This window comes from Oscillospiraceae bacterium, from assembly GCA_025758045.1.
GTDB lineage: Bacteria > Bacillota > Clostridia > Oscillospirales > Ruminococcaceae > Gemmiger.
The window spans coordinates 2,005,968-2,019,001 of record CP107208.1; the positions used below are offsets into that span (position 1 = coordinate 2,005,968).

Here is a 13,034-nt window from a genome sequence, read left to right on the forward strand (position 1 = left end):
GCAGCCTGTATGTGGTTTGATACGATCCTTTGGCTGGTGGCCATCGTGGCGTTTATCGCCGTGGAAACAGCCACCACCGCGCTGGTGTCGGTGTGGTTCGCCATCGGTGCTGCGGCGGCTATGTTTGCCAGCTTCTTTACATCTTCGCTGGGCATCCAGGCGGCGGTGTTCGCGGTGGTATCGGCGGTTGCACTGGCCATTATGGTGCCTACGCTGACCCGCCGCCGGAAAGAGCATAAGCCGCCGGTCACCAACGGCTCGCCGCTGACCATCGGCAAACAGGGCATCGTGCTGGTGGCCATTGAGCCGGGCATGCCGGGCCGTGTCCGCGTCGATGGTCTGGATTGGCAGGCCCGTGCCGAAGTTGCCATCCCGCAGGGCGCGCGTATCTGCGTAGCCGATGTGGACGGCGCCGTTCTGCTGGTCACCCCGGTGACAGAAGCAACGTCCGTAAAATAAACAAAAGAAAAACCAAAAAGAAAGGGGAACCCTGCCATGATCTGGATCCTTGCCATTCTTCTTATCATCATTCTGGTGGTGCTGGTGCGCTGCATCGTCATCGTGCCCCAATCCAACGCCTACGTAACCGAGTGGCTCGGTGTCTACAAAGACACCTGGGGTGCGGGCCTGCACATCCGCACGCCCTTCGTCGAGCGCATCTCCCGCAAAGTTTCGCTGAAAGAGGAAGCCGCAGACTTCCCCCCGCAGCCCGTTATCACCCGCGATAACGTTACCATGATGATCGACACCGTCGTCTTCTTCCAGGTGTTCGATGCCAAGATGTACGCCTACGGCGTCAACCGTCCCATCCAGGCCATCGAGAACCTGTCTGCCACGACCCTGCGTGACATCATCGGCTCCATGACGCTGGACGAGACCCTGACCAGCCGCGACGCCATCAACACCAAGATCACCGCCAGCCTGGACGAAGCCACCGACCGCTGGGGCATCAAGGTCAACCGCGTGGAGCTGAAGAATATTGAGCCGCCCGTGGAGATCCGCCAGGCCATGGAGAAGCAGATGAAGGCCGACCGTGAGAAGCGCGCCTCCATCCTGCTGGCCGAGGGCGAAAAGCAGGCTGCGATTACCCGCGCCGAGGGCGAAAAGGAATCCGCCATCCTGCGTGCCGAGGCTGTCAAGCAGCAGCGTATCCGTGAGGCTGAAGGTGAAGCCGAGGCCCTGCTGACTGTGCAGAAAGCCCAGGCCGACGCCATCCGCATGATCAATGAAGCTAACCCCAACCACAACTTCCTGGCCCTGCGCAGCATGGAAGCTATGGAGAAGGTCGCTGACGGAAAAGCTACCAAGCTCATCGTCCCCAGCGATATGCAGAACCTCGCGGCCACCGTGGCCGCTATCAAAGAGGCTGCTGCGGACAAATAACGGGGCTTCTCCCTTTTCTTGAAGGAAAAGGAACCAAAAGAACTTTTAATCAAAGAGGGTACACGAAAAAATCGTGTACCCTCTTTGTGATTTTAATGTTTTAAAGTTTCTTTGCCTACTTTCTTTTCAAAGAAAGCAGGTTCAAAGAAAGGAACACCATGCTCCCGCTAAAGCTGCCGCTACGGCGGGGATGTCGTCCTCTTTCAGAGCTGAGTAACCGGCCACTACCGTGTTGGGTCGGCACAACTCCGGTCGGGCCATGTAATATTCACTCAGGCCCCGCAGCCGCACACCGTGCTGGGCGGCGGCCTGTACCATGGCGGCTTCACTCTCGGCTTGGGGCAGCGTCAGCAGAAAATGCAGCCCGCTGTGTACACCGTCCAGTTCCACGCCCGGCAGGGCCGCCCGCAGCGCCGCAGCAAAAGTTTCCATGCGGCGCTTGTAGGCAAGGCGCATCCGGGCCAGGTGACGGGTAAAATACCCGCCCGCCATAAACTCGCAAAGTGTCTGCTGCTCAAACCGGCTCACCGTGTTGGCGTAGGCCGCAAAATCCCGGCGATACCGCCTCAGCAGACTTTGCGGCAGCACCATGCAGGCAATGCGGATGCCGGGGGCAAGGCTTTTGGAGAAGGTGGTCAGGTATACCACCGGCCCGTCCGACCCCGCCATGCCCTGCAGACAGGGGAGGGGACGCGTATCAAAGCGGAACTCTGAATCGTAATCATCCTCCAAAATATACCGCCCCGGTTTTTTGGCCGCCCAGGCCAGCAGTTGTGCCCGGCGGGTGGCGGGCATCGTTACACCGGTGGGAAAATGATGGCTCGGTGTCAGATAGCACAGGCTTGCCCCGCTGGCCTCGAGCGCCGAAACCGACAAACCGTCCCGGTCAATGTCCACCAACGTACAGGGCAAGCCACTGTTGCCCAAAACCGCCCGCGTGCGGGAGTAGCCTGGGTTCTCGATGGCCGCCGTGCAATTACCGAACAGGTGCGCCACGCAGCCCAGCAGATACTCAATGCCCGCACCCACCACGATTTGCTCCGGCGTACACTCCACACCGCGATAATCCGAGAGGTAGTGCGCGATCTCGCACCGCAGGTCAGCGTCGCCCTGCATCTCGCCGCGCTGCAAAAGCTCCGGCCGCTGGTAGAGCAGCTCCTTTTGGATGCGTCCCCAGCTGCGCGCCGGGAACAGCGCCGTGTCCACACTGCCGGTGGAAAGGTCAAACAGCGTGGCGGGTTCGCCCACAGGCTCCGGGGCGGCAGGCACAACAGCCTGCGGGGCCGGGCGCGGCGTGCGGGTATGCAGCATGCCGTAGGTTTTCTGCACGTAAAAACCGCTGCGGGGGCGCGGTTCGGCCAGGCCCTCGGCTGCCAGCATCTGGTAGGCCGTGTCCACGGTGTTTACGCTCACGCCCTGCTGGGCGGCCATGGTGCGCCGCCCTGGCAAAGGCGTGCCGGGGGCGCGGTCGCCGCGGCGTATCTCGTCCGCCAGGGCGGCGTACAGCTGCTCATACAATGGTGTTTTTAAGCGGGGGTCCAGTTCGATCATGGCAAATCTCTCCTTAACTGGCACTATAAAAAAATCAAAAACTGGGCATTTTCTTGATGCCAGAAAGCGCTATAATAGGAGCATACCTTGCAAGGAAGTATTTGTCAACCGCTTTGTGGTAAAAAAGTAAAAAAGATAGGGGAGCAGAAAATTATGTCTACATCCACCATGTGGCTGCTGCTGTTTGTGGTAGTGGCGCTGGCCCTGCTGGTAGCAGCTTTGACCAAAACGAAATTTACTGTGCAAAAAATCAGCATCATCGGCGTGATGGCCGCCCTCAGCCTGGTTGCGTATGAGTTCTTCCGCATCCCGAACGTCTTCGGCAGCGGCTCGTCCTTCCACCTGGGCAACACCTTTACGGCGCTGACTGCTATGCTGCTGGACGGCGTCTCCGGCGGCTTGGCCGGTGCTATCGGCCTGGCTTTGGCCGATATTCTCGCTGGCGACCCCGGTTATGCCATCACCACCTTCATCCTTAAGTTCATCATCGGCCTGGTCTGCGGCTTTGTGGCGCATAAGGTCATCCACCTGAAAGACTACCCCACCGCCAACAGAGGCAAGTACCTGCTGGTCGTCACCGCCAGCGCGTTCAGCGGCCTGCTGGTCAACGTGTTTACTGACCCGTTCATCGGCTACTTCCGCAACCGCTTCATCTTCGGCCAGCCTGCCGAGATTGCCTCGGTCTTTACCAAGATCGCCAGCGGCGTTACGCTTATCAACTCGCTGCTGTCCACCGTCTGCGCGGTCATCCTGTACCTGGCCCTGCGCCCGGCGCTGGAAAAAGCTCACCTGCTGCCCAAGGACTAAGCAAGCATTACACAGCCTCATTTCGTTGGCCCCGCTTCGGCGGGGCTTTTTGCTGCCTGCAAACAAAAAAGCCCGTGTGCCATTCATCAGCACACGGGTTTTGCGTTTTATAAGACAAGGGCAATACCGCATAATTCTAAGTGTCGATACGGCGAGCGAGGTGCGGCAGCTGCTAAGCCAAAAGCGCAGATAATACTTTGTGCTGCAAAGGTGAGCGCCGCCGGTGGCGGATACAGCGAACCGAAGCAGGGGCAGCGGTCGCAGAGTGCGAGGGGCTTTTGTCCCCGAAGCACGATGCGGGTACCGCAACCCGACATTATCGAGCGTTTTGGCAACGCAGATGCCGTGCCGCAGCTGCCGGAGCGGTGCTTAAGCCGTTAGGCGGGAATTGTGCGGTGTTGCCCAAGGTTACTTTTTGTCAAAGGCCGAGCGCCGCTTGGTGGACAGGCGGAACATCTCCTCCAGTCCTTCGCGGTCGTCCTGCACCAGCTTTTCCCGCATCGATTGCAGCGCATCGCTGAACATGTCGATCTCGGAGATCAGGTTGTCCTTGTTCCACAAGAACAGTTCTGCCCACATTTTATCGTTGATATGGGCAATTCGCGTCAAATCGCGGAAGGAGTCGCCGGTGTACTTGGCCAGCTCGGTGTTGTCCGATGCGCACATCAGGCTCACCGCAATGGCATGGCACAGCTGGCTGACGTAGCCGATCATGTAGTCGTGCTCGGCAGGCGTCAGGATGGTGATGCGCTTAAAGCCCAGTTCCTCGGCCAAAGCATGGCACCAGTCGATGCCTGCCTGGGTGTTCTTGTCGGTGGGGGTGATGATGAAATTGGCCGGGGCAAAGTTGACCTCGGCGCTGTGGGTGATGCCGCTGGTCTCGCGGCCCGCCATCGGGTGGCTGGCGATAAACTCCGCCCCCTCGGGCAAAGCGGCCTGCACCGGTTCCACCACGCCGCGCTTCACGCCGGAAACATCCGTCACCATCGTGCCGGGCTGGATCAGATGCCCATACTGCTTGACCCACTCCAGCAAAACAGTAGGGTACAAACCAAAGATGATGCAATCCGCGCCGGTAACCAGCGCGTCAAAATTCTCGGTCGCACCCTCGGCAATATATTCATGCTGCAGGGCGTAGTCGATGGTCTCACGGCTGCGGGCGATGCCCGTTACATGGTAGCCGTGGCTGCTAAGCACCTGGGCGTATCTGCCGCCCAGCAGGCCCAGGCCCACGATCAGATAGGTTTTCGATTTATCCAACATCCAGCCTCACCCCTACTCGGTATCGATTTTTGCACCCAGCCCGCGCAGGGTATCCCAAAATGCGGGCCAGCTTTTATTCACGGCCTCGGCCCCGCGCAGCAGGGCGGGCAGCCCGGCGGCGTACACTGCCACGGCCAGCGCCATCACGATGCGGTGATCGTTGTGGCCGTACAGCGGCTCGGCAGGGGCATGCAGTGCCACGCCGGTGATGGTCACGGTATCGCCGTCCACCTCAATGCGGGCACCCATTTTTTTCAGTTCCTCCTGCATGGCGCTGATGCGGTCTGATTCTTTCAGTCGCAGCCGCCCCGCATTGCGGATGACGGTACTGCCGTTGCAGAAACAGCCCAGCGTAAACAGAATCGGCCCCAGGTCGGGGCAATCGGCCAAATCAATTTCAGTGGCCTTCAGCAGGCTGCGCTCAAAGCGGTAGCCGCCCTCAATGGGCTTAAACTTTCCGCCGCAGCGCTTTAAAATATCCAGAATGACCTTGTCGCCCTGCTGGCTGTCGGGGTTCAGGCCCACCACGTTGATGCCGCCGACCGCGCAGCCCAGCACGGCCAGAAAAGCCGCCTGGCTGTAGTCGCCCTCGACGGCAAAGTCGCTGGCAGTGTAGCGCTGGGGCGCGGCCACACGGTACATCACGCTGCCGTTTTTCCGCGCCCGGGCGGCCACTTTTACGCCAAACTGCTGCATGGCGTCGATGGTCAGGTCCACATAGGAATGGCTTTCATAGGGGGGCAGCACCTCGATGGAACTTTCCGATTCCATCAACGGCGCAGCAAACAGCAACCCGCTGATGAACTGGCTGGACACATCCCCCGGCAGGGTGAACCCGCCCGGACGCAGCCGCCCAAACACAGTAATGCCCTCGGGGGTCTGCTCAAAGCGCAGGCCCTGGCGATCAAACAACATCTGGTACACGGCCTGGGGGCGGTCAAACAACCGCCCCGCGCCGGTGAAGCGCACCTTCTGCGCCGTCAGGCTGAACAGCGGGATCATAAAACGCAGGGTCGAGCCGCTCTCGTTGCAAAAAACCGGCCGCGTTACGGTCACGAATCCGCCGGAACTGCCCCGGCCGGTGATGGTCACGGCGGCAGGCTCCTCCGCCACCTTGGCGCCCAGCTGGGTCACAGCGCCCAAGGTGGCGCGGATGTCCTGGCTGTACTCAATATTGGTAATGTGGCTGACCCCATCGGCCAGCGCCGCGCACAAAACAGCGCGGTGTGCCGCACTTTTGCTGGGCGGCACGGTGGCCTGGCCGCTTAAGCGGCTGACATGCAGGCGAGCATCCATGGATTACATCTCCCGGCCGATAGCGGCAGCAACCTTGCGGCAGTTGGCGATGGTCTCGGCAAACTTTTCAGGCTTCAGGCACTGGGCACCGTCGCTCCAGGCGCACTGCGGGTTGTCGTGCACCTCGATCTCCAGGCCGTCGGCACCGGCAGCCACAGCGGCCAGGGCCATGCTCTCGATGTACTTGTAGTCGCCGGTGGCGTGGCTGGGGTCAACGATGATGGGCAGGTGGGTCTTTTCCTTGATGACCGGCACGGCGGACAGGTCCAGCGTGTTGCGGGTGGCGCGCTCAAAGGTGCGGATGCCGCGTTCGCAGAGAATGACGTTCTCATTGCCGCCGGCCATGATGTATTCGGCGGACATGATCCACTCCTCGATGGTGTTGGCCAGACCGCGCTTGAGCAGGATGGGCTTGTGCATCTTGCCAACGGCTTTCAGCAGCTGGAAGTTCTGCATGTTGCGGGCGCCGATCTGCACGATGTCGACGTATTCTTCAAACTCGTCGATGTGGGCCTCATCCATCAGCTCGCTTACGATGGGCAGGCCGGTGGCCTCACGGGCCTTCACCAGGTCGAGGATGCCCTCGGTGCCCAGGCCCTGGAAGGAATAGGGGCTGGTGCGGGGCTTGTAAGCGCCGCCGCGCAGGAAGTTAGCACCGCCGGCCTTGACCAGCTTGGCCATTTTGAGGGTGTGCTCCTCGCCCTCCACACTGCAGGGGCCGGCCATCACGGCGATGGGGGACTTGCCGCCAATCTTGATGCCGTTCACGTCCACCACGGTATCATCGGGGTGGAACAGGCGGTTGGCGCGCTTGTAGGGGGCGGACACACGGGTCACATTCTCGACCCAGGGGTTGGCCAGCACGTCCTTTTCGGCGATCTTGGTGGTATCGCCCACCAGGCCAAAGACGTTGTAGTCGGTACCGCGGATCAGCGTGACCGACAGTCCCTGATGCTCGAAGTTATCGATAATGCGGTCCAGTTCAGCCTGGGGGGCACCTTTTTTGGTGGAAATGATCATTTGGGAACCTCTTTCTAAATACTTTACACTCTATGCACTCTGCCGCAATGCGGCAAGAAATAACAAATTATAGGGTTTCGTCCGCTTCAAACAGCGCAGCGGCTTTGTCGGCGGCTTCACGCAGGGTGCCGGTGTTGTCCAGCACCACGCTGGCGGCGGCCTCGTACAAAGGAGTGCGCTCTTCTTCCAGCTGCTTCAGCGCCGCACCGCCCTTGGAGAGGGGACGCCCGCCGGTGGCCAGCTTTTCAATGGGGCGGCGCACCCACAGCACGGGGCCGTTCTGCCGCAGGGCGCGCACGTTAGCCGGGCTCTTGATGATCCCGCCGCCGCAGGCGATGATCTGGCGGTTCTGCTTGGCCACATCGGCCAGCGTTTCGGCTTCGTACCGGCGGAAAGCGGCTTCGCCCTCCTGGGCAAAGATGTCAGGAATATTATGCCCGGTGCGGCGTTCAATTTCCGCATCCAGGTCGATGAAGGTCTTGCCTAATTTTTGGGCCAGCGCCGCGCCGATGGTGGATTTGCCGCACCCCGGCATGCCGATGATGGAGATGTTGGCCAGTTCATGCCGCAGCTGGCGGCTTACGGCCGGGATCAGCGTGTCGGCGTCCAGCGCTTTGCCGGTAAAGTGTTCGGCCGCAAACACAGCCTGGGCCACCAGCATCTCAAAGCCGCTAGCGGCGGGGATATGGTGCTCCTCAGCCCGCAGAAGCAGCTCGGTGCGGAAGGGGTTGTACACCACATCCAGCACGGCCTCCAGTGCCGGGAAAGCCGCCGGGGCGATGAGGCACTGCCCCACATTGGGGTACATGCCGCAGGGGGTCGTGTTCACGATGACCTGCACATCCTTGCGGCGCATGGCTTCCTCGTAGGTCAGGGCATCGCCCTTGCCGGTGCGGCTGGCGGTCAGAATCTCCGCCGCGCCGCCGTCTTTGCAAACGGCTGTCACAGTAGAATGGGTGCCGCCGGTGCCGAGAATCAGCACGGTCTTGCCCGCAAAGTCCACGCCGTGGGCGCGGGCCAGGTAGGCAAACCCGGCATAGTCGGTGTTATAACCGTACAGCCTGCCATCCCGGTTGACGATGGTATTCACCGCGCCGATGGCCGCCGCTTTGGGGTCGACCACATCGCAGTAGGGGATGACCAACTGCTTGTAGGGAATCGTCACGTTGATGGCCGCAAAGTCCCGCCGCTCCATAAAAGCGCGGGCCTCGTCCTTGGTGGGCAGCGGCATCAGCTCGTAGGTATAATCAGCGATCTGCTCGTGGATGATCTTGGAATAGCTGTGCCCAAGCTTCGAGCCGATCAGGCCGTATCTTGTCTGTTCCATACCAAAATGCTCCTTGTGTTTCGGGCGTTTACTCCTGGGGCAGGCCGTGCTTTTGGGCCAGCGTGCCGTAGCGCACGGTCAGCAGGTCCAGCAGGCCAAAGGCAGCCAGGGTGTTTTGCACCACCGCGGCGCGGGGCACGATGCAGGGGTCGTGGCGGCCCTTGATCTGCAGATCGGCGTCCTGCCTGGCAATATAATCCACGGTATGCTGCTGTTTATAAATGCTGGGCGTGGGCTTTAACACAGTGCGGAACACCAGCGGCATGCCGTTGGTAATGCCGCCGTTGATGCCGCCGTTTTTGTTGGTGGCAGTGGCAATCTGGCCGTTACGCATCGCAAAGGGGTCGTTGGCCTCGCTGCCACGCATGGCGGCAAAGGCAAAGCCTGCGCCGAATTCCAGGCCCTTGCAGGCCGGGACGGCAAACATCAGGTGAGCCAATTCGCTTTCCACGCTGTCAAACCACGGCTCGCCGATGCCTGCGGGCAGGCCGGTGACGATGGTCTCCAGCACGCCGCCCACGCTGTCGCCTTCACTGCCGGCGGTGCGGATGGCCTCCTGCATGGGGGCCTCCTTGCTCGAATCCAGCAGGGCAAAATGGCCGGGCTCCGGTTCGGGCAGTAACAGCCCGGCGGAGCTGGACAGCGGTGCGTCCTTTATGCCTGCGCACTCGGCAATATGTGTGTAGACACGGATGCCCAGGCTATTCAGCACGCTTTCACACAGCGCACCCGCCGCCACGCTGGCAGCGGTGATACGGCCGGAGAAATGTCCGCCGCCCCGGGCGTCCTGATAGCCCTCGTACTTGGCATAGGCCGTGTAGTCGGCGTGGCCGGGGCGCAGCAGGTCTGCAGTTTTGGCATAGTCGCCGCTGCGGGTGTTTTGGTTGCGGATGACCATCGTCACGGCGGTACCGGTGGTGTGGCCCTGGTACACGCCGGAGAGAAACTCCACAACGTCGGCCTCGGTGCGGGCGGTGGAAAGCCCATCGCCCCGGGCGCGGCGGCGGTCCATTGCGGCGGCGATGGTGGCCTCGTCCACGGGCAGGCCTGCGGCCAGACCGTCCAGCACCGCGCCGATGGCAGGGCCGTGGCTCTCTCCGAAAATGGTCATCGAAATAGCATTGCCAAAGGTGTTTTTCATCGTTACTCCTCGATGCCCAGCAGGGTCGGCAGTTCGGTCATGGGCAGCTTGTCAGCCCGCCAGCAGCCCAGGCCCGGGCACTTGATGACAGTAATGCTGCTGCCGCTGGCCTTTTTATCGTGCTGCATGTAAGCCAGTACCTTTTCCCTGTTGGCACCGGCGCGGGTAGGCAGGCCCAGCGTGCGGTAGACAGCACGCACCCGCTTGACCAGCGCCGGGTCCTCGATCATCGGCAGCATGCCCAGGGCGACACATTCGCCGTGGTACAGGCCGGTGGTGCGGCGGCCGCGCACACCACGCACAGCCTCAATGCCGTGGCCGATGGTGTGGCCGAAGTTCAGGCAGGCACGCACGCTGCCCTCGCGCTCGTCCTGCTCGACAATCTTTTTCTTGAATTTCAGGCTGCGGTAGACGATCTGTTCAATATAGGCTTCCGGGTCCTCGGTCTCAAACAGTGCAAACAGCTGCGGGTCGCCGATCAAGCCGGTCTTCAGCGCCTCGGCCAGGCCGTTCACCACCTGGCGGCGGGGCAGGGTAGCCAGCGTGTCAAAGTCCACCAGCACCACCTTGGGCTGCCAGAAAGCGCCCACGATGTTCTTCGTCTCGCCCAGATCAATGGCGGTCTTGCCGCCGATGGAAGAATCCACCTGGGCCAGCGTGGTGGTGGGACAGTTGACGAAATCAATGCCGCGCATATAGCTGGCGGCGCAGAATCCGCCCAGATCGCCCACAACACCGCCGCCCACGGCCACCAGCAGATCCTTACGGTCCATGCCGAATTCCAGCATGGCCTGTAATACCTGGCCGTAGACTTTCAGGCACTTGCTGCCCTCGCCTTGGGGGATGGTGTAAATGGTGGCCCTGGGGCACTGGGCGGCTACGGTCTCGGCATACTGTTTGGGCACGCCGGAGTCCGTCAGCACAAAGACGCGGCGGTTCTCCACATTGGTAAACTGATGCAGGTTGGCAAGGCAGCCGGCTTTCAGGATAATATCATAGCTGCGGCTTTTCAGTTGCATGGTCAGCTTCATACTTCGCACGTCCTTACTTTGTTATATTATTGTTGGTCGATGCCGTCCAGCGTAAAGGCACCCAGCAGGCGCAGGGTGCTGCACGCCCCTGTCAGGGTTTCCAGCAGGCTGTTGCAGGCGGCGGCATCGCAGCCAGCGGGACAGACAAGCTGTACATAAAAATAATACTCAAAAGGTACATGGGGCAGGGGGCGGCTTTTGATGCACTCCATGTTAAAGCCGCGGGCACCGATCTGGTCCAGCACCACGGCCAGTTGGCCGGGCTTGTGGCGGGCGGTAAACAGCAGGGAAAGCCGCTGCCCCTCGCCGGTCATCACCGGCGGCTGGGCCGAGCGCTCAATCACGATAAAGCGGGTGGTGTTGTCGCCGTCAGCGTTCACGCCCTCGGCCAGAATATCCAGCCCATACAGTTCGGCAGTCTCGGCGCTGGCAATGGCGGCCACGGTGGGGTCGTTCAGCTCGGCAATGTGCTTGGCGGCATCGGCAGTGTTGATCCAGCTTTGGGTGGCAAAGCCAAGCTGCTGCAAAAATACGCTGCTTTGGGCCAACGCCTGCGGATGACTGATGACGGTGCGCACATTGCTGAGTTTCGCACCCTTCACGCCCAGCAGGTCCTGCTGGATGGGCATGTCCTGCATGTGGGTCACAATGATGTCCGGGTGGGTGTACAGCAGGTCCAGCACGGCGGAAACATCCCCCGCGTTGGAGTTTTCAAAGGGCAGCACACCAAACTGGGCGTCGCCGTTCTGCACAGCGTCAAACACCTCGGGCCAGGTGGCAAAGGCGGTTGCCCGCGCAAAGGGGAACATCCGCCGCAGGGCAATGTGGCTCCATGCGCCCTCCACGCCCTGATAAGCGGCGGTGTCGCGGCCCAGAGTGGCCCGCTGGTAGGCGCGGGAGACAGCCATGGCCTCCTGCAAAAACGCCTTGTAATAGGGGCGCAGTTCCTCGTTTTGCAGCCGGGCCGTGTTGCGGGTGATCACATCCGCCTCCCGCGCGGCATCAAATACCGGCTTGCCGGTCTCGGCTTTGTAACGTACTACGTCGGCAACAGCCTGCATGCGCCGCTCAAACAAAGCGGCCATTTCGGCGTCGACGGCATCGATCTCGGCACGGGCTTGCTGTAAAAGATCCATACCCGATGCTCCTTTTCCTGAATTTTTCGGGACATCCTGCCGCAAAAGGGCAGAAATGCAAATATATACAGTTAGTATAGCATAAAAAAAACGCCGTCACAAGGGTGACGGCGTGAAAAAGTAGTATAAGTAAAAATTACCCATGCAGGGCACTGCGCAGGGCGGCCAGCAGTTCGGCCTGGTATTCCGGGCTGAAGGTGCCGTGCAGCAGCTTCGGCAGGGCTTCCTCCTGCAAGCGGCGCCAGCTGTCAGCCTCGCGGCCGGGCAGGATCGGCACAAAGGCGACGCCATTCGCGGCGGCGGCCTGGGCATCGCCCATCGAATCGCCCACCATCAGCACCTTGCGGCTCTCGTACCCGCAGGCCAGCATGGTGGCGATGGAGTTGGCCTTGCTGCCCACCTCCTGGCCGAAGATGACATCGGCATGGCGGGCCAGCCCGTAGTGCTTCCACTCGCTGGCAATGGCGCTCTCATTGGCGGCGCTCACCACAGCCAGGTCAGCCACGGCGTGCAGCTGGCGCAAGCTTTCCTCCACACCGGGGAAAGGCTCAAAGGTCGGCTCCAAGGCCTGGATGCGGCGGTTGCAGGCATTGTTCCACTCCTGCAGTTTGCGCAGGGCCAGGCTGCCGGTGCGCAGCAGTTCGTGCTGTAAGCTGGCGGTGGAAAGTTCGGCCGAGGTGTTGACCCAGGCGGAAATGTCCTCGCTGCCCGGCACCTCGATGCCGCGGTTTTTCAGCCGGTCAAACACCAGCACCACGCTCTCAAAGCGGGAAAGGCCCCGTGTGATGTTGCGCAGGTTGATCTCCTCCCACGCCGAGGCGACAAAGTCTGCATGATCGTCCAGCGCAAAAACGCGGATCAGCTCCGGGCACATTACAATGGTGTGCTTGATGCTGACCGTGTCCATAACGCAGCCGTCCGAATCCATGCAAACCAGAAATTCACGCTTCTTGGTAAAATCAGTTAAAACGCTTGCCATGATTCCCGTCCCCCTTCCAGTACTCATAAGCCGTAAATATACCTATCTATCATAGCAAAACAGCAGGGCGTTTGGCAATGCTTTTTTAGTAAAAAAGCAA

General features: G+C 60.9%; 12 protein-coding genes. 3 read left to right on the top strand and 9 right to left on the bottom strand.

Annotated features, from left to right (window positions below):
* The first annotated feature begins 9 nt into the window (after positions 1-9).
* Both OGM81_09355 and OGM81_09360 read left to right on the top strand, forming a co-directional pair.
* Complete coding sequence (locus tag OGM81_09355) at positions 10-459, top strand: NfeD family protein (GenBank protein ID UYJ42544.1); 450 nt, start codon at positions 10-12, stop codon at positions 457-459.
* Positions 460-495: 36 nt separating this feature from the next.
* Positions 496-1,383, top strand: a complete 888-nt coding sequence (locus OGM81_09360; GenBank protein UYJ42545.1) for an SPFH/Band 7/PHB domain protein — start codon at positions 496-498, stop codon at positions 1,381-1,383.
* A 141-nt stretch (positions 1,384-1,524) separates the two neighbouring features.
* Here the strand turns inward: OGM81_09360 and OGM81_09365 are convergent, their stop codons facing one another.
* Complete coding sequence (locus OGM81_09365; GenBank protein ID UYJ42546.1) at positions 1,525-2,934, bottom strand: PLP-dependent aminotransferase family protein; 1,410 nt, start codon at positions 2,932-2,934, stop codon at positions 1,525-1,527.
* A gap of 153 nt (positions 2,935-3,087) precedes the next feature.
* Between OGM81_09365 and OGM81_09370 the strand changes: the two genes are divergently transcribed.
* Positions 3,088-3,741, top strand: a complete 654-nt coding sequence (locus tag OGM81_09370; GenBank protein UYJ42547.1) for an ECF transporter S component — start codon at positions 3,088-3,090, stop codon at positions 3,739-3,741.
* A 408-nt stretch (positions 3,742-4,149) separates the two neighbouring features.
* Here OGM81_09370 and OGM81_09375 read toward each other — a convergent pair whose 3' ends face one another.
* From OGM81_09375 to OGM81_09410, 8 genes are all read right to left on the bottom strand, one after another.
* Positions 4,150-5,004, bottom strand: a complete 855-nt coding sequence (locus OGM81_09375; protein UYJ42548.1) for a prephenate dehydrogenase — start codon at positions 5,002-5,004, stop codon at positions 4,150-4,152.
* A gap of 12 nt (positions 5,005-5,016) precedes the next feature.
* A complete protein-coding gene (gene aroA / locus OGM81_09380; GenBank protein UYJ42549.1) occupies positions 5,017-6,300 on the bottom strand; it encodes a 3-phosphoshikimate 1-carboxyvinyltransferase in 1,284 nt (427 codons plus the stop codon).
* Positions 6,301-6,303: 3 nt separating this feature from the next.
* Positions 6,304-7,320, bottom strand: a complete 1,017-nt coding sequence (gene aroF, locus OGM81_09385; GenBank protein ID UYJ42550.1) for a 3-deoxy-7-phosphoheptulonate synthase — start codon at positions 7,318-7,320, stop codon at positions 6,304-6,306.
* Positions 7,321-7,387: 67 nt separating this feature from the next.
* A complete protein-coding gene (locus OGM81_09390) occupies positions 7,388-8,647 on the bottom strand; it encodes a shikimate dehydrogenase (protein UYJ42551.1) in 1,260 nt (419 codons plus the stop codon).
* Positions 8,648-8,675: 28 nt separating this feature from the next.
* Positions 8,676-9,788 (bottom strand): chorismate synthase, encoded by a 1,113-nt coding sequence (gene aroC / locus OGM81_09395; protein UYJ42552.1) that lies wholly within the window; start codon positions 9,786-9,788, stop codon positions 8,676-8,678.
* Between the two features lie 2 nt (positions 9,789-9,790).
* On the bottom strand, positions 9,791-10,819 hold the full coding sequence (gene aroB, locus OGM81_09400; protein ID UYJ42553.1) for a 3-dehydroquinate synthase: 1,029 nt from the start codon (positions 10,817-10,819) through the stop codon (positions 9,791-9,793).
* A gap of 26 nt (positions 10,820-10,845) precedes the next feature.
* On the bottom strand, positions 10,846-11,955 hold the full coding sequence (locus OGM81_09405; protein UYJ42554.1) for a chorismate mutase: 1,110 nt from the start codon (positions 11,953-11,955) through the stop codon (positions 10,846-10,848).
* 136 nt (positions 11,956-12,091) lie between these two features.
* Positions 12,092-12,934 (bottom strand): HAD hydrolase-like protein, encoded by an 843-nt coding sequence (locus OGM81_09410; GenBank protein ID UYJ42555.1) that lies wholly within the window; start codon positions 12,932-12,934, stop codon positions 12,092-12,094.
* Positions 12,935-13,034: the final 100 nt, after the last annotated feature.

Coding starts and splice junctions, on each gene's coding strand:
- OGM81_09355 (UYJ42544.1), top strand. CDS start 10: ATGTGGTTTGATACGATCCTTTGGCTGGTGGCCATCGTGGCGTTTATC.
- OGM81_09360 (UYJ42545.1), top strand. CDS start 496: ATGATCTGGATCCTTGCCATTCTTCTTATCATCATTCTGGTGGTGCTG.
- OGM81_09365 (UYJ42546.1), bottom strand. CDS start 2,934: ATGATCGAACTGGACCCCCGCTTAAAAACACCATTGTATGAGCAGCTG.
- OGM81_09370 (UYJ42547.1), top strand. CDS start 3,088: ATGTCTACATCCACCATGTGGCTGCTGCTGTTTGTGGTAGTGGCGCTG.
- OGM81_09375 (UYJ42548.1), bottom strand. CDS start 5,004: ATGTTGGATAAATCGAAAACCTATCTGATCGTGGGCCTGGGCCTGCTG.
- aroA (UYJ42549.1), bottom strand. CDS start 6,300: ATGGATGCTCGCCTGCATGTCAGCCGCTTAAGCGGCCAGGCCACCGTG.
- aroF (UYJ42550.1), bottom strand. CDS start 7,320: ATGATCATTTCCACCAAAAAAGGTGCCCCCCAGGCTGAACTGGACCGC.
- OGM81_09390 (UYJ42551.1), bottom strand. CDS start 8,647: ATGGAACAGACAAGATACGGCCTGATCGGCTCGAAGCTTGGGCACAGC.
- aroC (UYJ42552.1), bottom strand. CDS start 9,788: ATGAAAAACACCTTTGGCAATGCTATTTCGATGACCATTTTCGGAGAG.
- aroB (UYJ42553.1), bottom strand. CDS start 10,819: ATGAAGCTGACCATGCAACTGAAAAGCCGCAGCTATGATATTATCCTG.
- OGM81_09405 (UYJ42554.1), bottom strand. CDS start 11,955: ATGGATCTTTTACAGCAAGCCCGTGCCGAGATCGATGCCGTCGACGCC.
- OGM81_09410 (UYJ42555.1), bottom strand. CDS start 12,934: ATGGCAAGCGTTTTAACTGATTTTACCAAGAAGCGTGAATTTCTGGTT.